The following is a 22863-nucleotide window of genomic DNA, read 5'->3' on the forward strand; positions in this document are numbered from 1 at the left end:
AAGCCAGCCTTCTCTGACGAGGAGGCTGGCAGGGGATGGGCAGGATCAGAAGGTGAAGCGAACGCCAGCCGAATAGCGGGCATCCTGCTTGTTGACGAAATTGACATTACGGTCGGAACGCAAGTGACCGCTGCGGTTCTCGCCCAGGATATTGATGCCCTCGACAAACACCGCGACCATTGGCGTGATCGCATAACTCGCGCTGCCGTCGAGCTGGCCGTACGTATTGACGTAATAGGGATTGGTGCCGGAGCCTGACAGATATCCCTTGCGCCAATTATACGCCGCGCGGGCATTGATGCCATATTTGTCGAAGAACAATACGGCATTGGCGCTGTCCGACAATCCCGTGATCGCAAACTGCGGGATGCTCGACGGCAGCAGGTTGTTGTAGTCGCGATTGCCGTTGACGATCGTGTAATTCAGGATCGTGCCGAAGCCGGTGTTCCAGAAATTGTGCTGGATCGCGAATTCAAACCCGTTGACGGCCGCGGTCTGGCTGCTGTTGAACGGCGTCGTGATGATGAAATTGACCGACGGATCACCGGGGCCGGCGAGCAATGCGCCGTTCTTGCCGACATATTGCGGGAAGTTCGCCGCATAGTAATTCTGGATGAAGGCGAAGGTCCCGTCATAGCCCGGCGCATTGATCGCCGCCTGATAGCGAGGACCATTCGTCGTCACGCCGTTCAGCGTCGTGGTCGGCGCGGTGACTCCCGGAATGATCGTGTTGATCTGCGTAGAGCCGATATAGTTGGCGACGTCCTTATGGAAGTAGCCGACCGAGATATAGTCTTCCTTGCCGTAATACCATTCCGCCGACAGGTCGATGTTCTTGGACTTGTAGGGGATCAGGTTCGGATTGCCGACGCGCCCGGTGCCGCCGCCAACGCGGAACAACTGGTCGATGTTTCGACCGCCCTGCAGGCTGCCGTAATCCGCACGGGTGATCGTGTGGCTGTAAGACGCGCGGAGCTTGACGTTGCGAAGCGGCGCGATGTCGACGTCGACCGACGGCAGCCAGTTGTTGTAGCTGCCCTTAAAGGTGGTGAAGCCACTGCCCGAATAGATGACGTTGAATTCGTTCTGCGAATTCTGCTGGCCGCCGGTCGGAGTCGGCACCAGTGCGCTCGCCGAAACGTCCGTGTTCTCGTACCGGATGCCGGCGATGAAGTGGCCGGTGCCGGCGAGCAGGTCGAACTTGCCGTTGAACTGGAAGTAGGGCGCCACGGTCTTCTCGCGGATCCGCGAGTCGGTCGTGTAGGGCAGCAGGCACTGCAGGTTGCCGCCGCAGGTGCCATAGGCCTTGTCGGTCAGCGCCAGTGCGGTCGGCAGGTCGAACGTAAAGAACGACTGGATGATATTGGGATCGTTGCTGCCGCTGATACCAGAGAATTTGTCTGGGATGCTGGTCAGCGTAAAGATGTTGTCGGGGAGCAGGGCCGCCGCGGCAGCGCGCTGCGCCGGCGTGCTGCCACCGGCACCGCCCCAGGTGTCGTTCTGGAGCACGCTGTACGCCGAGCGCACCTTGTTGTCGGTGTATTCGAAACCCCAGTCCAGGCTGTCCATGAAGCCCTGATTGTGGTCGTAATGGCCGCGGATCATGACCTGGTTGATCTCGTCGCGGAAATAGGAATTGCGGAAGGCGTTGCCGGTCGGGACGATGTTTGCCGCGTTAAGCGCGTCGACGCCCGGATACATATTGTACGAGATGACCGGCAGGTCTTTGTCGAAGTTCAGCGTCTGGTTCTGGATGCCGAAGATCGCGGTGCCGAACGAGTTGCTGTTGCCGTAGGGGCTGTCCGGCTTGGACACCGCGGTCGAGTGGTGGGCGTCCAGCGTCATCGTAACGCCGCCCGGAGCCTGCCAGGTCAGATTGCCGCCGAGCGACTTGTTTTCGCTACGCGTCGCAGTCTGCGACACCGAATAGGCGAGATCCTTTGCCTCCGCCGCGGTGAACCGCTCGGTGTAGAAGGACGGGCCGGCGACCGGGCCGTCGGTCCATGCGCTCAGCGTGTCGTTGTGATTGTACCAGATGCCGACGCTATTGTCGCGGACGTCGATCGTGTTGCGCGAATACGTATAGTCGATCGTTGCGGTCAGGCTGTCGATCGGGCGGAATTGCAGCACGGCCTGGCCGTTGATGCGTTCGCGACGGCCGTTGACGACATCGTAGCCGCCGTTCTGCGGGACCTGATAGACGTCGGTCGCCGTCGGCCGGTTGGTGATGTTGGCGTAGCGCGGATCGCCAGGCTGGGCGAGCGAGCCCCAATTGTTCTCGTTGCCGAGATAGCCGTCGCGCCATCCGATGTTCGCCGAATTCGCGCTGAAGTTGCGACGCTGATAGGCGCCGGTAACGAGGATGCCGATCCGGTCGTCGGCGAAGGTGTCGGAGAAGATGCCCGACACTTCCGGTGTGATGTCCTTGTGGCCGTTCTGCGACGTATCGACGACGCCGCGGGCGGAAATCGAGCCGCGCAGCCCCGTCTTGTCGAAGGGGCGGGGGGTGCGGATGTTGATCACCGAGCCGATGCCGCCCGACGGCACGGTGGCGCGGCCCGACTTGTACACCTCGAGCGAGGCGACGCCTTCGGAGGCGAGGTTCGCGAAGTCGAACGAACGCGACGCCGGCGCGCTGTTGCCGTCGCCGATCGTCGAGGTCGGCATCTGCCGCCCGTTGAGCGTGACGAGATTGTATTCCGGACCGAAGCCGCGAACGGTGACGAACTGGCCTTCGCCGCTGGCGTTGCGGTCGATCGACACGCCGGTGATGCGCTGCAGCGATTCGGCGAGGTTGGTGTCAGGGAATTTGCCCATGTCTTCGGCGCTGATCGCGTCGACGATACCCTGCGCGTTGCGCTTCAGGTCGATCGACTCGCGCAAGCTGGCGCGGATGCCGGTGACGACGATGTCACCGTCGCCCTGGCCGACGTCGCCGCTCGCCGCAGGTGCCGGATCGGTCTGTGCGGGGCCGGGCTGACCCATCGTGGCGGAAGCATCCTGCGCCGCAGCGGCGGCCGGCAGGATAAAGGCGACGGTGGAAACGCCGATGGCAAATTGCGAAAGCAGGCGAGCACGAACGCTACGCATGATAATCCTCCCCGATAACGACGACGCGGCTGGACCGCTCTTGTTGATAACGTTCACTTGTGCGAAGCGATCAGGGCTGTCAAGTGAGCCAAAGCATTGAAAAAGCGATGACGTGAACGTTCACCGGATTTGCTGTTCAATTCCGCAGAATCGTGGCCTGAAGGACACACCGGGGCCAAGGGGAGGATTTATGACGACGACGCACATCGCCCGCTGGGCATCGCTGGCGACGCTGGCCGTCGCCATCGCCACGACCGCCACCGCGCGACCGCCGCGTGCCGCACCGACGGTTCGCGACGCCGGCGGCAGCGCGGCGCGTGCACGCGCCGACGCGCTGGTCGCGAAGATGACGCTGGATGAGAAGATCGCCTTCCTGCACGGCCTGTTCCCGCCGATGGCAGCGGGCAAGACCGGCAACGAGCTGATACCGTCTGCCGGCCATATCGACGGCCTCGCGCGGCTCGGCATCCCGCTGGTGCGCGAAAGCGATGCGTCGCTCGGCGTCGCCAACCAGGTCGAACAGCGCAAGGGTGACGTCGCCACCGCGCTGCCCTCGGGTCTGGCGACAGCGGCCAGCTTCGATCCGGCGATCGCCCGCGCCGGCGGCACGATGATCGGCGCCGAGGCGCGCGACAAGCGCTTCAACGTATTGCTTGCTGGCGGCGTCAATCTGACCCGCGATCCCTGGAACGGCCGGAATTTCGAATATCTCGGCGAGGATCCGCTGCTCGCCGGCATGCTGGCCGGCGCCCATATCGCCGGCGTCCAGTCGAACCGCATCGTCTCGACCGTCAAGCATTTCGCGCTCAACAGCCAGGAGACGGGCCGCATGGTCGTCGACGCGCGGATCGGCGAGGCGGCGCTCCGGATGAGCGACCTGCTCGCCTTCGAGATCGCGATCGAGCAGGGCAAGCCCGGTTCCGTGATGTGCGCCTATAACAAGGTCAACGGCGACTGGGCGTGCGAGAACAAGCACTTGCTCACGGACGTGCTGAAGCGCGACTGGGGCTATCGCGGCTGGGTGATGAGTGACTGGGGTGCTGTCCATTCAACCGCCAAGGCCGCCAATGCCGGGCTCGACCAGCAATCGGGGCAGGAGCTCGACAAGGCGCTGTATTTCGCCGAGCCGCTGAAGGCTGCGGTGGAAAAGGGCGAGGTGCCGATGGCGCGGATCGACGATATGGTAGCGCGCTACCTGACCGGGCTGATCGAGACCGGCGCGTTCGGCGATACTGTGCCGGCAAAGGCGGTGACGCCCGACTATGCCGCGCATGCCGAGGTCGCCCAGCGCGCCGCGGAGGCGGGCATCGTCCTGCTCAAGAACGACGGCGACCTCCTGCCGATCGCGCGGGTGGCGAAGCGCATCGTCGTGATCGGCGGCAATGCCGATGTCGGCGTGTTGTCGGGCGGCGGGTCGTCACAGGTCCGATCGGTTGGCGGTGCGCCGGTTGAGATCCCGCTCGCCACCGGTGGGTCGGCGTCGTTCGCGCGCATCACCTATCACGCCTCGTCGCCGCTGCTCGCGCTTCGCAAGGCTCTGCCCGGCGTGCGGGTCGACTGGGTCGACGGCCGCAGCCTCAACGCCACGGTCGAAGCGGCCAGGAATGCCGACCTCGCCATCGTCTTCGCGACGCAATGGACGACCGAGGCGGACGACGTGCCGAACCTGAATTTGCCCAATCAGCAGGATGCGCTGATCGCCGCGATTGCCGCGGCGCAGCCGCATACGGTGGCGGTGATGGAGACGGGTGGCCCGGTGCTGATGCCGTGGCTCGACAAGGTGCCGGCGGTGGTCCAGGCTTGGTATCCCGGCCAGCGCGGCGGCGAGGCGATCGCCGCGATCCTGACCGGTGCGGTCAATCCGTCGGGGCGGCTGCCGATCACCTTCCCCGCCGACGCCTCGCAGCCGCCACGCCCGCATCCCGTTGGGCTCGACCGGCTGAGCGGGCTGGAGGCGGCTGCGGCGGCCAATCCGGCGGCTGCGTCGACCCATGTGCTGCAGAGCTTCCCGGTCGACTATGTCGAGGGTTCTGACGTTGGCTATCGCTGGTACGAAAAGAGAGGGCTGAAGCCGCTGTTCCCTTTCGGCCACGGCCTTTCCTACACCCATTTCTCCTATCGCAACCCGGTGGCGAAAGGCGGCCGCACATTGAGCGTAACGTTCGACGTCACGAATACCGGCGACCGCGACGGTATCGACGTGCCGCAGATGTACGTCGGGCGTGAGGAGGGGGGCGCTCCGCTGCGTCTCGGCGCCTTTACCCGGATCGCACTGAAGCGCGGCGAGACCCGGCGAATTACGCTGACCGCTGAGCCGCGCGTCGTCGCTGATTACGACACCGCGTTGCCCGGCTGGCGGATTGGGGCTGGGCGTTATCGGGTCGCAGTGGGACAGGATGCCGCTGACCGAACGACGATGTTGAGCGCCACGTTGACCGCCCAAACCCTCAAGCCCTGATCCTTTCACAAACGTTTGGCATGCGCTGAGGCTTTTGGAAACATATGGCACGGAACCGGAAGGCACCATGACCTTCATCGCTTCGTATATTGCTCTTCCAGAAGCTAAGGCGCTTGTCCTCCCGCTAGAGCTGAAGCCTGTCTTCGGCGAATGACGGGGGTCCGCTCTATTCTGCATAACGCATAGGGAGGTGAGAAGTGTTCGCTATGCTTCCTGCTATTCGGCATCGACGGATGGCAGGGGCAGGTAAGTGGAAAATGGCTTGGATGTCCTCTTATGAGCTGGCAGCCCGAACCGTCAGTTGTGCTCGGTCAGACGACAGGCACTTGCAGGTGATCCGAAGAGGATAGGTGCGCATGCGCCGCAATCCGCCGAGCCGCGTCCGCATCAGACCGACAGCTCCGCCATTATCTCCTGTCCCCGCTACGATCGTCGCGCCACCGCATTTGTCTCCGCCATCGCTCCCGCTGCCGCCCTAAAGGCAGACGGCGTGCCGACGGCCTGGTGTGTCGGCTTTGTATCAAAAGGCCCGATGCGACCGGCAACGATGCAATAATCTTTACCATTCTTGTTCTAAGCCCCTGGCGACAGGGGGTTCAGACACGATGGCAGGGGCATTCCGGGGGGCGGCGCAGCTTGGCCGCAGGCTTTGGCGCGATCGTCGCGGTTCGGCGATCACGCTGATGGTGGTCGGGCTTATCCCGGGGATCGCGGCATTGGGCTCGGCCATCGATACCGGTCGCGTCTACATCGTGAAGTCCCAGTTGCAGGCCGGTGTCGACGCTGCCGCGCTGGCCGGTGCCCGCGCCTTCGCGGTCGCTGACACATCGCCGGCGGGGCGCGACGCTCAGGCGATGGCCTATTTCCGGGGAAATTTCACCGACGGCTATATGGGCACCACCGGACTGATCGTGACGCCGACGTTCACGGCGATCGACGGTCGCAACAATACGACGGTGCGGGCCAGTGCGATCGTGCCGATGTCGTTCATGCGCGCCTTCGGCTTCGACCGGCAAACCGTCACCGCCGTCGCGCGGGCGGAGATCCAGCCGCATCCGCTCGAGGTGATGATGGTGCTCGACAATACGGGCTCGCTCAAGGACAATCTGCCCCGCGACGCCAATGGCGTGGTCAAGACGCGCATCACCGCGCTCAAGGATGCGGCGAAGAGCTTTCTCGGCGTGCTCTATCAGGGCGGTACGGCGCGGCCCGATCTCGCGATGGGAATGGTGATGTATGATATCACCGTCAACGTCGGCAAATTGCTGCCGAACTGGCAGTCGCCGACCGTCATCCGGCAGCAGTTCGCCTTCAATGACCAGTATATGGCGCAATATGGCGGATCCTGGCCGGCCAATCATCTCGCCTGGAAGGGATGCGTCTTCGCCGATGACAGCGTCAAGGATCTCAACAGCACGCTGACCTATCGCGAGCCGGATGCCTGGGATATCGATCGGACCTTGCCGGGGGAGGGCGGCCACCCACCGCTCTCACCCTATTTCATTCCGCCGATGTACGTCCCGCAGCTCGCGCAGGATAAGGCCACCGCCGCAGAGCGTGCCCTGAACACCGGCGGTTTCTACAAGGTCGCCGGCGTCGAGCCGAACAACAACCTGTACCGCCTCGACGCCACCTATGCCGACCCCATGCTCAACTACGACGCCTATAGTAACGATTTCCAGAACAACCCGTACCGGCGGTGGCTGTACATGATGTACATCGGACTGAACGACGGTGCCGGCAGTGCGGGCAACGACGTCATCACGCGCACCGATGGCAGTTATTATGATCCCGCGGTGGCTCCGTGGAATTTCTCGACGCGCACGGGCACGCCCTTCAAGATCAATTACGGACGGATTCCGAACTTTTCCACCGACTGGAAGGTCGCAACCGAATATAGCGTCAATCCGCTCGGCGGCAGCGTCAACGACGGCACCAAAAACAGGACCGAATTCCCGTCCCCCAATTGGCAATGCCCCGAAGAGGCGCTGCCGGTCGCGTACGGGCGGGACCGCAGCGCCTATACGACGATGATCGACCAGAAGAATGCGGCCATCTATCCGGCCAACGGCACGCTGCACCATGCCGGCTTGCTGTGGGGCTATCGGCTGCTCGTCCGCGACGACGTCTTCCGGCGGACGAACCCGTCACGGGAATCGCCGAAGCGGGCGCTGGTCTTCATGACCGATGGCGAGACGGCGCTCGGCACTTCGCAAAACGGCTATACCGACCGGACCTGGACCTTCTACGGCAATTACGCCGACAGTCCGATCTCGTCGACGCCGGGCGGATTGACCGGCCAGTCCGAACGGCGCTTCGCCAAGACCTGCGCATCGCTGCAGGCGGAGGCGAATCCGCCGACGGTCTACATCGTCGCGCTCACGACGACCGATGCGAATACGCTGAGCATGTTCGAGAAATGCGCTCCGGGGCATGTCTATCGCACCTCCGATGCGGCGACGTTGACGGCGGCTTTCAACGACATCGCGGCCGAACTCGTCGATCTCCACCTGGTGCAGTGATGATGCGACCTGTCCTTCGCGATGCCCGCGGCGTCACCGTCGTGGAGTTTGCCATCATCCTGCCGGCGATGCTGACGCTGATCTGCGGCACGATCGAAATGGGTCATATGATCCTGGCGCGGCAGGTGCTCGAGGGTGCCGTCGTCGACGCCGCGCGCAAGGCGACGGCCAGTCTGGAAACCGACGAGACGCGTCGTCGGGATATCATGACCGCCAGTATCACCCGATCCATGGCCGCCTTTGCCACCGCGCCCGGACAGACGATGGAGATCCAGACCAAAGTATATGCCGACTTCAGCTCGGCCTATCCCGAAACCTACACCGATCAGAACGGCAACGGGCGCTATGACGCCGGTGAACCGTATGTCGACCGCAACCGCAACGGCAAATGGGACGATACCACGGCGAAGACGGGGGCGCTCGGTGGCCCCGGCGACGTCGTGAGCTATACCGTGCGCTTTCCCAAGCGGCTTTTGTTCGGCTTCGTCGGTCGGTTCATCGGGCGGAGCGTCACGCTGCCGCTCAGCGTGACGACCGTCGTCCGCAACGAAGCCGTGGTGCGCGGTTGAACCGGATGCCGCTTGCGCAGCCATTGCGACGGCTCGCCGGCGACACGCGCGCCGTGTCGATCCTGGAATTCGCGCTGATGCTGCCGCTGTTCCTCGGTTTTGCGCTCACCGGGATCGAATTTGCCAATTACGTCATGGCGAACAACCGCGTGCAGCGGCTGGCGGCGATGAGCGCCGATCTCGTCGCGCAGAGCGGCACCGGCAAGATCGGCATCGGTGAGGGGCAGGTCTACGATCTGTTCAGCGCGATCGATCTTTCCGCGCAGCCGTTCGATCTGCGCCAGTTCGGCCGCATCGTCATCACCGGGGTCCAGGGGACCGATTCCGATAATGACGGCACGATCGAAAATCGCATCCTCTGGCAAAGGTTCGATGGCAATTTCGTCACACCGCCGATGCTGGGCTGCAATCAGTCGACGTCGATCGCGACCTTGCCGCAAAATCGCCAGCTGATCCGGGACGAGATCCTGTTCCACGTCCAGGTGAGTTACAAATATCAGCCGCTGTTCAGCAGTGTTCCGTTCACATGGTTGACCCTGCCGACCAGCTTCACCCGCAGCGCCATGTTCCGCGCGCGTAACAAGGATTTCACGACGCCGACGCCGGATAGCCGTTTCCCGCCGAAGAAGTATTGTACTTCTGCAACGGGGCTGTGAGCCGACGAGCATAACGTTCCGCGGCTCCTGGCGCGGGTCAGGCGGCCGTTCCTTGAATCCGGAACGGCGCGGTGTGCGGCAGACTCCCTACGCATCCTGACGGAAGCAGGAGTGATAGATGCGGTCGAGCAGGCTGCTGAGGACCTGAAGGTCGTCGGGGCTCAGCGCGTTGAGCACATCACGCTCGACGGTTTCGAGCTTCGCGAACAACCGGTCGAGCGCCGCTTCGCCATCACCGGTGACGTAGAGCGCGTGGCGTCGACGGTCCGCGGTCAACCGGCGGCGTTCGGCGAGGCGCAGGCGTTCGAGGTCGTCGATCACCGCCACCGCGGCGGACTTGTCCAGCCCGACTTCGCGCGCCAGCGTGCCCTGTGATACGCCGGGATTGGCCGCGATCACGGCCAGGGCCGAGAATTCACCGGGGCGCAGCCCGAGCGCGACGCTTTCCGCCGTGAACGCGCTGGACAGGTAGTTCTGGATGCGACGGAGCCGGAAACCTATGAAATTGTCGAGGCGGCCGAGCGACATCGGCTCTGTAGGCGCGGGAGCGGGCATGGCCTTCGGCTGTAGAGGCTGATCCCCCGGAGACAAGGCAGAACCGCGCACCGGTACATCGGCATCCCCCGGCGGCCTTCGGGTCCGGCTGTAAGACGGGCATGCCGCGCAGCGACGCGACCGATGTCAGCGGCGTCCGCCCGCGCGCACGATGCCGGTGCGGCTGTGTCGCGTGCGGCAGGCGGAGGCTCAGCCGCTGCTGTCGTCGGTCAGCACGACCCAGTCGTCCGCCCACGTATAAGCGAGCGGGGGCAGCCCGGCGGCGATGCCGATCGCGTCGATGTAGCGGGCGACGGCCTCCGCCCGCGGCCCGGTCGCCGGCTCCGGGCGGCCGGGCGGGGCGCTCCACATCGGGCGGAAGCCGGCTTCGATACGCCCGTCGTCGCCGATCCGCAGTCGCGCGATCAGGCCGTTGACCGCCTCGGGATGAAAGGGGGCGAGCGGATAGGCGGGGTCAGGCTCGAAGCCGAACATCCGCTGCCGCCGCTCCGCCCATTCGGCGCGCGCGGGATGATCCTGCGCCGGGCTGAGCGCATGCGTGACGACCACGCCATTGCCGAGACCGTGGAAGATCGGCCGGCCGCGATGGAATTCGATGCCGCGCGCGATGTGCGCATGATGGCCGATGACGGCATCCGCGCCGGCGTCGATCGCCGCACGGGCGAGCGGGCGCTCATAGGGAGCGAGCGCGGCGGGGCGGTGGGTGATGCCTTTGTGCAGCGCGACGAGGACGATATCGGCGTCCCGTCGGGCCGCGGCGATCGCTGCCTGCATCCGCGCAACCGAGGCGGGATCGGCTTCGGTCAGATCGGCCTGCGGCCGCGTCGGGCTGCGGTCCGCCGTGGCGACGCGAACGAAGGCGCAACCGGCACGATCATCCCCAGCCCAGGCGATCTCCGGACCGACGCAATTGTAGCTGAGCAGCGCGATCCGCCGCCCGTCGCAGATGACGATCGCCGGCGCCTCGGCCGTCGCGCGATTGCGATCCGCACCGGCGTGCGCGATGCCGAGCCGGTCGAGCTCGGCGATCGTATCGGCGATGCCGATCGCGCCGCAATCCGCGATATGGTTGCCCGCCGTCGACAGCAGCCGGACGTTCGCCCGCGCGATCGCGGCGAGGTGCGCCGGGTCGGCTCCCGGTGCGGGAACGTCGCCGGACAGCTCTTCGCCGCGGCGGGTATGCGGCACTTCGAGATGGCCGATGGCGAGATCGGCCTCGCGCGTCACCGCGGCGACGCCGCCGATCCAGTGATCGGGGTCGGGGACGTCGAGGATGATGTCGCCGAGCATCATCACGTCGAGCCGGTTCATGCCACCACTCCCTCACGACGCAGGTCGGCGATCTGCGCCGCGTCGAGGCCGAGTTCGCCCAGCACCGCGTCGCTGTGGCTGCCGAGCACCGGCACGGTCGCCGGCGGATGGTCCGCCGTGGCGAAACCGGCGCCGACCACCGCCAGCGGCCGGTCCCAGCCGGGCAGTACGACCGGATGCAACGTGCCGCGCTCGGCAAGATGCGGATGCTGCGCGATCTCACCGACCTCGCGCAGCATCGCCGCGGGTACGCGTGCGGCGGCAAGCCGCGCCTCCAGCTCCTCCGCCCGCCAGTCGGCGAGCGTCACGGTCAGCCAGTCGCGCAACGCGTCATAATGGGCGACGCGCGCGTCATGCGTCGCAAAGCGCGGATCGGTCGCCATGTCCGGATGGCCGAGCATCGCGAACAGCGTTTCGACCTGCTGCTGGGTGTTGGCGCCCAGCGCGATCCAGCCCGCCCCCGTCGGATAGAAATCGGCAGTCGCGACGAGGCGGAAGCCGCGATTGCCGGTGCCGCCCGGCGTCCGACCGGTATAGGAATGGACCGAGACGCTGGTGTTGACCAGCTTGAGCGCCGCGTCGAGCATCGCCACGTCGACATGCTCGCCGATGCCGGTACGGTCGCGCCGACGCAACGCGGCGAGCAGGCCGATCGTGGCGAGATAGCCGGTAAACCCGTCGACGATCGGCAGGCCGATCTTCTTGGGTCCCTCGGCATCGGCGTTGAGCAGCGCGATCCCCGACATCGCCTGCGCGATATGATCATAGGCGCCGCGATCGGCGAGCGGCCCGGTCTGGCCGAAGCCGGTGATCGAAACGAGCAGCAGCCGCGGGCAACGGGCGTGCAGCGCGTCGAAGCCGAAGCCGAGCCGGTCAAGCGCGCCGGGTCGGAAATTCTCGACGAGAATGTCGGCGCGCTCGACCAGCCGCCACAGCACCTCGCGCCCCGCCGCGGTCTTGAGGTCGAGCGCGAGCGAGCGCTTGCCGGCGTTCATCGCCGCGAACGGAATGCTCAGCATCGGTTCGCCGCCATGTTCGGTATAGTGGCGGAAGCCGTCGCCGGTTGCCGGCGGCTCGACCTTGACGACGTCCGCGCCCAGCTCGACCAGCATGTTGGTGCAGGTCGGCCCGGCGATCGCATGGCTGAGGTCGACGACGCGCAGGCCCTCGAGGGCATCGATCATCGTGTGCTCCTGTCGCCGGTGAAGACGCCCGCGTCGGCAAGAGCCTGTTGCGCGGCGACGTCGAGACCGAGTTCGGTAAGGATGTCACTCCGTTCCGCACCGGGCAGGCCGGCGGCGCGGTGCGCGGGCGGGTCGATGCCGGCGATGTGGAACGGCGTGCCGATCTGCTCGACCGCTCCGTCGCCGACCGGCAGCGTGACGTGCATGCCGCGCGCCCTCGCATGCGGGTGGCGCAACGCCTCGGTAGGGGTGAGCAGCGGCATCGCCTGCGTGTCCGCGGCGGCGAGCAGGTCGAGCCAGGCGTCGCGCGGGCGGGTGCGGAAGAGTGCGGCGAGATCGTCGTGTATCGCCGGATGCGCGTCGCTGTCGAACTGCCGCGCGGCATAGTCGGGGCGGTCGACCGCGGCGCAGAAACGCTGCCAGTAGCGCGGCTCCATGTCGGTGGTGCAGAGCCATCGATCGTCGGCGCAGCGCCAGACCCCGCCCTTGGGATGCCAACGACCGTCGACCGGGGGAATGGCGTCGGGTGCCGAGCGGCCGAGCGCCACCGCGATCAGCGGCAACGCCGCATCGGTCATCGCAATGTCGACCTGCGTGCCCTTGCCGGTCTGCGCGCGCTGCTGCAACGCGACGAGCATCGCAATTGCCGCATGCGATCCGGCGAGCACGTCGGCGACCTGCACACCGGGCAAGGTCGGCGTCGCGGTGCCATTGAGCCGCGACAGCGCCCCGGCGAGCGCGAGCGCGGCGGGATCGTGGCCCGCGCGGCCGTGCAGCGGGCCGGTCTGCCCGGCGAAGGACATCGAGCAATAGATCAGCCGCGGATTCACCTTCGCGAGCGCCTCATAGCCGAGCCCCATTGCCGCCATCACACCGGGCCGATAGTCCTCGACCAGGATATCCGCGCTGGCGACGAGCGCGTGCAGCACCGCCTGTGCGGCGGGATGGCCGGGATCGATCACGATCGATCGCCGGTTGCGCCAATAGGACGGGCGGGCGCGGCGCAGCCGTGCCGTCGCGGGATCGTCGTCCTGCCCGAACATCCGCGCATGTTTGGCAAGTTCGCGCGGATTCTCGACGCGGATCACGTCCGCGCCCATGTCGCCGGCGATCCAGCCGGGATAGGCGCCGGGCAGAAATCGCGAAAACTCGATCAGGCGGAGCCCGGCGAGCGGCGCGGTCATGCCGTTGCCCCGCAGCGACGCAAGTCGGCGCACCGCGTCGCCGGCCCTTCGATGAAGGCGGTGATCCGTCGATCGAGCGCGTCGGCGGTGGCCGCGTCCATCGCGAAATTGTCGATGCCGAGTTCAAGCACCGGAATGCCCGCGGCGGCGAGCGCGCGCAATACGAACGGATCGGCATCGGCGAGCGCCACCGCGCCGTCGACCTGATGCGACTGCGCCTCGTGGACGTGCCACGGTCCGGCCCAGCTCGGCATGCGCAATTCGTCGCCCATCGTCAGGAAGCGCGCCGCGAGCGCACGCATCGGATCGCGGCCGCGATCGAAGCGGCGGATATAACCGTCCGCGGCGAGCGCGAGATACATCGACCAGACGAACACCGCGCCATGGCTCTCCTCCCAGCGCTGGTAGAACGCCGTCTCGCTCCACAGGCCGCGACCGACCCACATCAGCCGGACGCGTTCGTTCGGTACGGCGGCCGCCCCGGCAGCGACGCGGGCGGCGACCTCGTCATAGAAGGCGCGGGCGGCGTCGCGCGCCCAGACGGTGCCGCGGTGCCATTGCGGCACCATCGTCGCCGGCATCGAATCGACGATGCTGATCGGTGCGGGGACGCTGCGCGCGACCAGGTCGCGGGTGCGGCGGTAATAATCCTCCTGCTCGTTGACGAGGTCGAGCACGGCGACGAACCGCGCCTCATCGAAGACGCGGCCGGTCGTCGCCTCCAGCGCCGCGATGACGTCGCGCAATTCGCTGACCAGCAGATCGATCCGTTCGGGTTCGAGCGCTTCGTCCCAATGGTCGGGCAGCACCTCCCACCAGCGCGTCTCGATGTCGAGCCGCGGATCGACGGTGCGTTCGTAGAGGAAGGCCCGGGCGCCGGTCCGACCGGCCCAGGCGTCGAAGATGCCGATCGTCGCGTCGCTCGATCCGACTGCGTGGAGGGAATCGGGACGGGGCAGACCGCCCCAGACACCCTCTGCGTCCATCGCCGCCGCAAGGCCTTGCGCGCTATACGCCTCGACATCGGTCGGATAGCCGGCGTCGCGGAGCAGCATGCGGTAGCGCTGCGTCTGCTGCTTGGCGGCAACGATCGACGCCCACCATTGGTTGACGACGAACGGCACGTCGAGCGCACGCAGGATTTCCTGCGGCGCATTGGCATTGACCATCGCGAAGGGCGCACCGGCGGCGACCCTCTCCCGCAGTTCGGCGAACCAGTCGCGCTGATAGGCACCGAAGCCGGCGAGTGCGGCGAGCGACTTGCGGCTGCGCGGCGGCGGCGCGGCGGCCGGTCGCGCCGGGGCAGGGTCGGCGGCGGCTGGTCCGTCGATCGTCCGCAGCGTCAGCGTCATGCCATCGGGCAGCGCGCGGGCGATCGCCGGCGCGGTCCAGGCGGCCGCCTCATCGGCATCGATCGTCAGGTGAACGATCGCCGCCGCACCGCAGGCTGCGGCACGCGCGACGATCGGCTCGGCGTCGGCAGTCGGGCGGCGTGCGGCGAGCGGCGCGAGGCCGGGCGCGGCAGCGGCGGCGCGAGTAGCGGGTGCGGCGGCGAGCAGGCGGCGATCACCCCATTCGTGGTCGTCGCCGACGATCGTATCACCGTCCGCCTCCAGTGCGCGATAGGACGCATCGCTTTCGGGCGCGCTGCCGGTCACGAAGACGCGCCGGCCGCTGGCGATCTCGGGCAAGGCGTCGAGTGCGGCGAGGAGTCGGGTGAGCTCGGCGGGGGGCAGGATCGTGCTCGCGCCGATGATCCGCAGCCGGTCGCTGCCGCGCAACTGCCTTTCCCCAAGTGCACGTAGGAGCGTACGGGCCGCTTCATCCTCCGCCGCGGCCTGCGCCAGGGCGGCATCGGTGGGTGCCCGTCCGCCCAGCGCGATCAGCCATGCATCAAGCTGCGCCAGCCGTGCCGCATTATAGCGGTGCGAGGCGGGACGATCGTGGTGAAGCAGATCGAGCAGGTGGAAATGCGCCGGCGCTGTTTCGCCGAGGCGCCGGCGCTCGCGCAACGCGGCGAAGATCTGCGCCTGTTCGGCATCGGCGCGGGTGATCAGCACCGCCTCGTCGAGGCGATCGGCGGCGAGCAGCCGCTCGACCAGCCGGTGCGCGCGCCGCCGCCCGGTCGCCGGACCCATGACCGCATCCGCGATCGGGGTCGCCGGTCCCTCCGCCGCGGCAAGGCGGACGGGCGCAAAGCCTGCCGCACGCAACCAGGTGAAGGGCGCGTCGCTGCCGATCGTGCGGATGACGCGCACGCCCTCTGCGGCGAGGCGGTCCGCGACCGCATCGGGGTCCGCATAAGCGGCGGCGATGGCGGCGAGCGCGGCGGCGGCGTCCATCAGATCACACCCGCATCGCCGAGCGCGCGCAACCGCTCCTCGTCATAGCCGAGCAGATCGCGGAAGACGTCGCGGTTGTGATCGCCGATGCCGATCGGCAGCGTCGCATCGAATCCGGTGCTCGCTGCCGAGAAGCGGATCGGGATGCCCGCGGTCCGCAGCTCCGACTGATGCGGATAGCGGGGATGCGCGATCGGCATCGTCTCGCCGCGCCCCATGACGCGTGGATCGCTCAGCGCCTCTTCCGGATGACGCACCGGCGCGACCGGCACGCCTTCGGCTTCGAGCCGCGCCACCACCTCGTCCACCGCGAGCGTGCGCGACCAGGCGGTGATCGCCGCCTCCAGCACCGGCGCGTTGGCGACGCGCGAATCGCGGGTGGCGAAGCGCGGGTCGGCGGCGAGGTCGGGCTGACGCATCGCGCGGAACAGCCCCTGCGCGAGCTTCTCGTGCACCGCGACGATCGCGACATAGCCGTCGGCGCATTCGAAGACGCCGAACGGCGACAGCCGCTGGACGGTGAGGCCGGTCCGCGCCGGCATCCCCGCGGCGGCGAGGGCCGACCAATTCTCGATCGCGACGAACGAGGTCAGTGCGCCGAGCATCGAAACGTCGACGTGCTGGCCGACGCCGCTGCGATGCCGCTGTTCGAGCGCGGCGAGGATGCCGATCACCGCGAACACCGGCGCGAGCATGTCGGCGATCGGGATGCCCATCCGGACCGGCGGCGCGTCGGGAGCGCCACTGGTGTACATCGCCCCCGACAGCGCCTGGATGATGACGTCCATCGCCTTGCCGCCCTCCGGCGCGTCGGCGCCGAAACCCGACAGCGAGCAATAGATGATGCCCGGATTGGCCTCGCGCGCGACGGCATAGCCGATGCCGAGCCGGTCGGCGGTGCCGGCCGTGAAATTCTCGACGACGATGTCGGCGGTGCGGCACAGATCGGCGAACACCGTCTGCGCGCCGGGTGCCTTGAAGTTGAGCGATACCCCCTTCTTGCCGCGGGCTCGTGACAGATGGGAGATCGACACGTCGTCGTCGTGCATCCGTTCGATGCTCACGCCGTCGCGACCGACATAAGGGCTGTTCTCCCGCGCGAGATCACCGCCGCGCGGATCCTCGATCTTGATCACCTCGGCGCCGAGGCCGGCGAGCAGCAACGTCGCATAGGGTCCGGCGAGTGCGCGGGTGAGATCGATGACGCGCAGGCCCTCCAGCGGGCGCGGCGGAGTGGAGGTATCAGTCATGGGCACCTTGCGGATCGGAGGAGGGGCAGGCGGTCGGCATGCTGGCGCGATGCGCCGCGATCAGGCGTTGCGCGGCGGCGAACAGCGGCGTGCCGTCGCGGCCGTAGCGAGCGAGGTCGCGGGCGATGCGCGCGGCATTGGTGTTGTAGAGCGTATCGAACCCGCGCTGGTCGGCGGGGTCTATCGGCAGGAAGGCGACGCCATGGCTTTTGCCGAAGGCGATGCCGGCGCGTTCGGCGGCGTCGATCTCGTCGATCAGGGCTGCTTCCCACACGCCTTCGCTGTCGGCCAGCAGCCGTTGCAAATCGGGCGGCAGCGTCCGCCAGCGACGCAGGCCGATCGCCCGCGCCGGATAGGAGCCGCGGCTGACCTTCAGCGTGGTGAAGAAGCGCGCGACCTCGGCGAAATGAAGGCTCTTGAGGGTATCCGCGGGGGCGACGACACCGTCGATCACCCCCTTGGCGAGCGCCGAATAGACGTCCGCCATCGGCATATCGACCGGATCGGCACCGAGGGCGCGCAGCACCTCGAGATTCTCCGCCGGCGCGCGCAGGCGCAGGCCGCGCAGGTCGGCGAGGCGACGGATCGGGCGGTTGCGGGTCAGGATGCCGGGGAAGTTGCCGGGCTGAACGGCGAGCACGCGAAGGCCGTGCAGTTCGTCGTCCAGAGCGGGGAAATGTGCGGCGAGACACTGATAGACGGCGATCTGTTCGGGCATCGATGCGACGCCGCCGTAGAAGCCGGCCTGCGCGCGCTGGGTATGTGCGCCGCCGCGGGTGTAGATGGGGGTGATCAGGCCGATGTCGGCGACGCCGTGGCGGATCTCCTCCATGCTCTGGTCGCTCGACAGCAGCGCACCGGCCCAGAACGGCTTGATGCGCAACCGCCCCGCCGAGGCCTGTTCGACGTGACGCATCCAACGGATGTCGGCGCGGCTGAACGGATGGCCGGGCGGATAGGGACTGGCATAGGTCAGCGTCGTCACGCCCGCCGGCGGGGCCGGTGCCGCGCCGCAGGCGGCAAGCAGCCACAGCGCGGCGAGGGCGGCGAGATGGCGGATCATGCGAGCGCTCCGGGCAGCCACAGCACCACCGCCGGCACCGCGATGAGCAGCGCGAGATGCAGGAAGTCGGCGAGCAGGAAGGGGACGATGCCGCGGAAGATCGTGCCGAGCGGAATGTCACCGGCGATCCCCTGGATGACATAGACGTTGAGCCCGAGCGGCGGGTGAACGAAGCCGATCTCCATCGTCCGCACCAGGAAGATGCCGAACCAGATCGGACTCAGCCCGAGCTGGTGGACGATCGGCAGGAAGATCGGCGTAGTGAGCAGCATCAGCGCGAGTCCGTCGAGGAACGAGCCGAGCAGCAGCAGCACCAGCGCCATCGCGATGATCGCGATCGTCGGCCCGGCGTCGAGCCCGGCAACGAGGTTGGACAGCATCGCGGCGATGCCGGTGACGCTGATGAAGGTCGCGAACAGCAGCGCGCCGATCACGACGATATAGATCATGCCGGTCGTGCGCAGCGTCGCCTCCAGCGCGCCGCTCACCGCCACGCGGGTCAGCCGGCCGCGCTTCCAGCACAGCGCGAGCGCGGCGACCGAACCGACCGACGCCGCCTCGGTCGGGGTGAACCAGCCGACGAACAGGCCGCCGATGACGAAGACGATCAGCAGCCCGACGTCACCGATCTTGCGCAACGCCGGCCAGCGCTCGCGCCACGGCGCGCGTGCTGCCGGCGGCCCGAGTTCGGGGCGGAGGCGGCAGAGCAGGGCGATCGTCGCGATGTAGAACAGCGCCTGGGTGATGCCCGGCACGATCGCGGCGGCGAACAGCTTGCCGATCGACTGTTCGGCAATGATGCCGAAGACGATCAGCGCCCCCGACGGCGGCACCAGCGACCCCAGCGTTCCGCCGGCGGCCAGCGCGCCGGTGGCGAAGGAGGGGGCGTAATTCGCCTTGCGCATCTCGGGCAGCGCGACCGAGGTGATCGTCGCCACGGTGGCGAGGCTCGACCCGCTGATCGCGCCGAAGCCCGCGCAGCCGCCGATCGAGGCCATCGCCAGTCCGCCGCGGCGATGGCCGATGAACCGTGCCGCCGCGTCGAAGAAGTCGCGGCTGGCGCCGGCGGCGAAACAGAGATGCGCCATCAGCACGAACAGCGGCAGCACACCGAGTTCGTAGCGCGAGATCGTATCGAAGGTGATGACGCCGACCTTGATCAGCGCCGCCTCGGGCGACAGCAGCAGCGTCAGCCCGACCCCGCCGACCAGCGCCAGTCCGACGCCGATCGGGATGCCGAGCGCGAGCAGGGCGAGCAGCACGAGGATGCCGCCGCCGCCGATCCATTCGGACGCGATCACGGCCGCGCTCCGCGCAGCGCCCGGCGGGCGAGGATCAAGGCGGTGGCGATCGCACCGGCGATCCAGGCGGCGCGCAGCCAGCGCAGCGGGATATGGAGGATTTCGGTCAGCTCGAATGCCGACCAGAGATCGGCGAGCAACCACGCCGAACCGATCGCGATCCACAGGAAGATCAGCGCGCTGACCGCATCGGCGCCGCGCAGCAGCCGGGCCGATGCGGCGGCATGCAGCCGTTCGAGCAGGATGTGCACGCGGGCGTGACCATCGACGATCGTGGTGAGCAGGATCGCGCTGGTCGCGACCAGCACGATACAGGCCTGGACGATCTCGATCGCGCCGAACAGGCGGATACCGGCGTGGCGACCGGCAACGGCGAGCGCGTCGGTCGCCATCGCCCCGAGCAGCCCCGCCGACCCGATCGCGAGCATGGCCCGCGCCAGCCGCGACCGGCCCGCCCTCGCCGCCGGCATGGGCTCGAGGTCAGCGGTGACGAGCGGCACGCGTGGCTCGGGCCCGATCGGCGTGCCGTCGGCGGCATTCGGGTGATCGGTCACGTCGGTCTCCGCAAGGATCGGCCAGCCCGGATCATCGTCAGAAGCGCTTGCGCAGCGTCACCGCGATCTCGCGCCCGACGGGATTGGCGGCGGTGGCGTCATAGCCGCCGCTACCGTTGATCGTCGGCGCGAAATCGAGGAACGGCGGCTTGCGGTCGAACAGGTTGAGCGCATCGAACGACACGCTGAAACCGCCGGCGAACAGGCTGCGGCTCGCCGGATCGCCGACATCGAAGGTCACGCCGAGGTCGACGGTGGTATAGCTCGCCACCTTCTGCACGCCGTTGTTGGGCAGGGTGTTATTGTCATAGCCGCCGACATGATTGACGGTAAGCCGCGTGTTGGCGCCGTCATAAGCCCAGTAGAGACTGCCGCGACCCTTGAACTTGAGCGGATTGAACACGGTGTTGCGGCGATCGATCAGGTCGCCCGCCGGAGTGATCGCGCTGCGGTAGCGGGTCAGATAGGTGGCGTTGGCATTGAGCGTGAAGCGGCCGGCGCCGTTCGTGTCGAAGGTATAGCTTGCCACCGCATCGATGCCGCTGGTCTTCGAGCGGCCGAGGTTCTGGGTCCGGCCGTCGATGAACAGCGTCGGATTGGCGGGGAGCACGCCGCGCGCGATGGTGATCCCCTGCGCGAGCAACTCCTGCACGCGCGCCGCGGCGGCGGCGCCGCGCAGGATGACGCCGGTGCCGGCGAATTGCGCCTCCCGGCTGAGGATGGCGAGATCGCCGAGGTAGCTGTCGACCTGTCCGGTGTAGTTGACGTCGAAATAGGTCAGGCTGATCCGCCCGCCGGGCAGCGGATCCCAGTCGAGCCCGGCCGACCAGGTGGTCGCCTCCTCCGGGCGCAGCGCGGTATTGCCGCCGGACAGAGCCGCACCCTGGACGATCGCGCCGCCCAGCGCCGGATCGGCATAGGGCTGGACGAAGATGTTCGAGCTGTTGCCGTAGATCTGCGAGAACAGCGGCGCGCGGAACGACGTGCCGTAGCTGCCGCGGATCACCAGCCCGCGCAGCGGCGACCAGTTGGCGCCGAACTTGGGATTGGTGGTGCTGCCGACATCGCTATATTTGTCGTAACGAACCGCAGCGGTGAGCTCGAGCCGGCGCAGCCCGGGCAGGGCATTGGCCGAGCCGAAGATCGGCACGTAGAGTTCTGCATAACCGGAATCGACCTGTCGGTCATAGTCGCGGAAGGTGAGCGGGCTGGTCGGCGCGCCGCGCTGGATGCCGAGCGCGACCTCCAGCTCCTGCCGCTCATAGCCCGCGGCGAGCTTGACGCCGCCGCCGGGCAGATCGAACAGCGTGCCGTTGACCGTCGCCTCGACGCCGGTGAAGCGGTTGCGCGTCGGCGCGTTGAATACCTGATCGTTGATCGCGGCGAGCACCGCCGCCGAGGTGCGGCCGAGGCCATAGGGATCGAAGGCGGTCGCCGGGTTCGAGCTGGCGAGTGCGGCGTTGAGCGCGGGTGTGTTGATCCCGTTGGGGGTGTTCGACACGTCGTCGTTGCGGCCGTAGATCACCTGCCCCTGCACCTCCCAACCGCCGAACTTGGCGCGCAGGCCGCCGGCGGTCTGCCAGCTTTCGGTCGAGCCGAACGACAGATTGTTGGGCAGATCGTCGAGGCGGATCTGTACCGTTTCCGCGCCGGTCGTGCCGGGCGGGCGGGTGAAGAAGGCATTGGTTCCCGGCACGCTCACCGTCGCGCCGGTATAGCCGCCGAACCGCTTGAACTGGCGTTTCGAATAATAACCGTCGCCGAACGCGTCGAGCCAGTCGGTGAGGTGGACGGTAAAGGTGGCGTTGGCGCTGTCGTAGCGCGTCTCCGGAAACAGGTCCTGGCCGGTGAAGCCTTCGCAGAGGTTGGCGGTGCCGGCCACCAGCTGCCCGGCGCTCGCCGGTGTCACGCCGCCCTGCGGAATGGCGTAATTGCGCCCGCCGACGGTGAGCGTGCCGGGATTGCACTGGCTGACGCGGAAATCGCGGCCGCCGTAGCGGCGCTGGTCGCTGGTGAAGAAGTCGCGATTGTCGCCCGACAGATTGCTGCGGAAGACGTGTTCATAGGCGACCATCACCTGGCCCCAGTCGCCGGTCTTGCCCGCGGCGATGCCGAACTGGCTCTCGTGGAAATTGCGTGCCGCGCCCATCCGCGCGATCGTCTCGACACCATTGAGGGTGCGGCGCGGGATGAGGTTGACGACGCCGGCGATCGCGTCCGATCCATAGACGGCGGACGCGCCATCGGCGACCACCTCGACGCGTTCGAGCCCCAGCGAAGGGATGATCGACGGATCGACCGAGCGGCTGTTGTTGACGACGCGGTGGCCGTCGAGGATCGTCAGCGTCGCATAGGGGCCGATGCCGCGGATGTTGATCGCGTTGCCGAAGGTGATGTTGCTGTTGCCACCCGACTGGCCGCGTGAGTTTTCCGACGTGCCGAGATCGAAGACCTGCGGAATCTCCTTGATCAGCCGATCGGTCGTGACCGCCCCCGATGCCTCGATCGCGCGGCGGTCGATCGCGATGACGCTTGATCCGACCGGCGCGGCGCCGCGGATCCGGCTGCCGGTGACGACGATGTCAGCGGCAGGGACGTCCTCCGCGCCGATCGTCACCGGCCCGGCGGCGGCAGCGTCGGACTGTACCGGGGCGGGGGCACCAGTGCGGCCCTGCTGCGAGGCGCTCTGCCCGTCGGCCGGCGTGACGCTGTCGGTGGCCGGTGACGGCGTGTCCTGTGCGGCGGCAAGATTGCTCCAGCCGAGCGCGGCGAGCGCGACACCGGAGACGAGGGCAAGGCGACGACGCGACGTGATGCGATGCAT

15 protein-coding genes are annotated in these 22863 nt (G+C 67.4%); 4 read left to right on the plus strand and 11 right to left on the minus strand.

Annotated elements, in window-relative coordinates; genetic code table 11:
* Positions 1 to 45: 45 nt before the first annotated feature.
* The gene (locus tag PBN85_RS04410) at positions 46 to 3090 is read right to left on the minus strand and encodes a TonB-dependent receptor (protein ID WP_271300262.1); all 3045 of its coding nucleotides are present in this window, start codon (positions 3088 to 3090) and stop codon (positions 46 to 48) included.
* A 190-nt stretch (positions 3091 to 3280) separates the two neighbouring features.
* Here PBN85_RS04410 and PBN85_RS04415 point away from each other — a divergent pair, with 190 nt between their 5' ends.
* The 4 genes from PBN85_RS04415 (at position 3281) to PBN85_RS04430 (ending at position 9295) form a co-directional block, all read left to right on the plus strand.
* Complete coding sequence (locus PBN85_RS04415; protein ID WP_271300837.1) at positions 3281 to 5548, plus strand: beta-glucosidase; 2268 nt, start codon at positions 3281 to 3283, stop codon at positions 5546 to 5548.
* Between the two features lie 605 nt (positions 5549 to 6153).
* Positions 6154 to 8070 (plus strand): TadE/TadG family type IV pilus assembly protein, encoded by a 1917-nt coding sequence (locus PBN85_RS04420; RefSeq protein WP_271300263.1) that lies wholly within the window; start codon positions 6154 to 6156, stop codon positions 8068 to 8070.
* A 41-nt stretch (positions 8071 to 8111) separates the two neighbouring features.
* Complete coding sequence (locus PBN85_RS04425; RefSeq protein ID WP_271300264.1) at positions 8112 to 8639, plus strand: TadE/TadG family type IV pilus assembly protein; 528 nt, start codon at positions 8112 to 8114, stop codon at positions 8637 to 8639.
* A 5-nt stretch (positions 8640 to 8644) separates the two neighbouring features.
* Positions 8645 to 9295, plus strand: coding sequence for a TadE/TadG family type IV pilus assembly protein (locus PBN85_RS04430; protein ID WP_037534521.1), 651 nt, complete (start codon positions 8645 to 8647; stop codon positions 9293 to 9295).
* An 87-nt stretch (positions 9296 to 9382) separates the two neighbouring features.
* Here PBN85_RS04430 and PBN85_RS04435 read toward each other — a convergent pair whose 3' ends face one another.
* The 10 genes from PBN85_RS04435 to PBN85_RS04480 all read right to left on the minus strand — a co-directional run bounded on the left by PBN85_RS04435 (position 9383) and on the right by PBN85_RS04480 (position 22863).
* A complete protein-coding gene (locus PBN85_RS04435; RefSeq protein ID WP_051583450.1) occupies positions 9383 to 9823 on the minus strand; it encodes a MarR family winged helix-turn-helix transcriptional regulator in 441 nt (146 codons plus the stop codon).
* A 216-nt stretch (positions 9824 to 10039) separates the two neighbouring features.
* Positions 10040 to 11161 carry a CapA family protein gene (locus PBN85_RS04440; protein ID WP_271300265.1) on the minus strand — a complete coding sequence of 374 codons (1122 nt, stop codon included), beginning with the start codon at positions 11159 to 11161 and terminating at the stop codon, positions 10040 to 10042.
* The gene (locus PBN85_RS04445; RefSeq protein ID WP_271300266.1) at positions 11158 to 12345 is read right to left on the minus strand and encodes a CaiB/BaiF CoA transferase family protein; all 1188 of its coding nucleotides are present in this window, start codon (positions 12343 to 12345) and stop codon (positions 11158 to 11160) included. The genes PBN85_RS04440 and PBN85_RS04445 overlap by 4 nt, the downstream gene beginning before the upstream one ends.
* Entirely contained in the window at positions 12342 to 13529 is a 1188-nt protein-coding gene (locus PBN85_RS04450) for a CaiB/BaiF CoA transferase family protein (protein ID WP_271300267.1), read from the minus strand. The genes PBN85_RS04445 and PBN85_RS04450 overlap by 4 nt, the downstream gene beginning before the upstream one ends.
* Positions 13526 to 15871 carry a 2-hydroxyacyl-CoA dehydratase family protein gene (locus tag PBN85_RS04455; protein ID WP_271300268.1) on the minus strand — a complete coding sequence of 782 codons (2346 nt, stop codon included), beginning with the start codon at positions 15869 to 15871 and terminating at the stop codon, positions 13526 to 13528. The genes PBN85_RS04450 and PBN85_RS04455 overlap by 4 nt, the downstream gene beginning before the upstream one ends.
* Entirely contained in the window at positions 15871 to 17121 is a 1251-nt protein-coding gene (locus tag PBN85_RS04460) for a CaiB/BaiF CoA transferase family protein (RefSeq protein WP_037534513.1), read from the minus strand. The genes PBN85_RS04455 and PBN85_RS04460 overlap by 1 nt, the downstream gene beginning before the upstream one ends.
* A complete protein-coding gene (dctP, locus tag PBN85_RS04465; RefSeq protein WP_271300269.1) occupies positions 17114 to 18184 on the minus strand; it encodes a TRAP transporter substrate-binding protein DctP in 1071 nt (356 codons plus the stop codon). Before dctP ends, PBN85_RS04460 begins: the two co-directional genes overlap by 8 nt.
* Positions 18181 to 19485, minus strand: a complete 1305-nt coding sequence (locus PBN85_RS04470; protein WP_271300270.1) for a TRAP transporter large permease — start codon at positions 19483 to 19485, stop codon at positions 18181 to 18183. The genes dctP and PBN85_RS04470 overlap by 4 nt, the downstream gene beginning before the upstream one ends.
* Entirely contained in the window at positions 19482 to 20039 is a 558-nt protein-coding gene (locus PBN85_RS04475; protein ID WP_271300271.1) for a TRAP transporter small permease, read from the minus strand. Before PBN85_RS04475 ends, PBN85_RS04470 begins: the two co-directional genes overlap by 4 nt.
* A 37-nt stretch (positions 20040 to 20076) precedes the next feature.
* The gene (locus tag PBN85_RS04480; protein WP_037534510.1) at positions 20077 to 22863 is read right to left on the minus strand and encodes a TonB-dependent receptor plug domain-containing protein; all 2787 of its coding nucleotides are present in this window, start codon (positions 22861 to 22863) and stop codon (positions 20077 to 20079) included.

This window comes from Sphingomonas sp. CV7422 (assembly GCF_027945725.1).
GTDB classification, from domain to species: domain Bacteria; phylum Pseudomonadota; class Alphaproteobacteria; order Sphingomonadales; family Sphingomonadaceae; genus Sphingomonas; species Sphingomonas kyungheensis.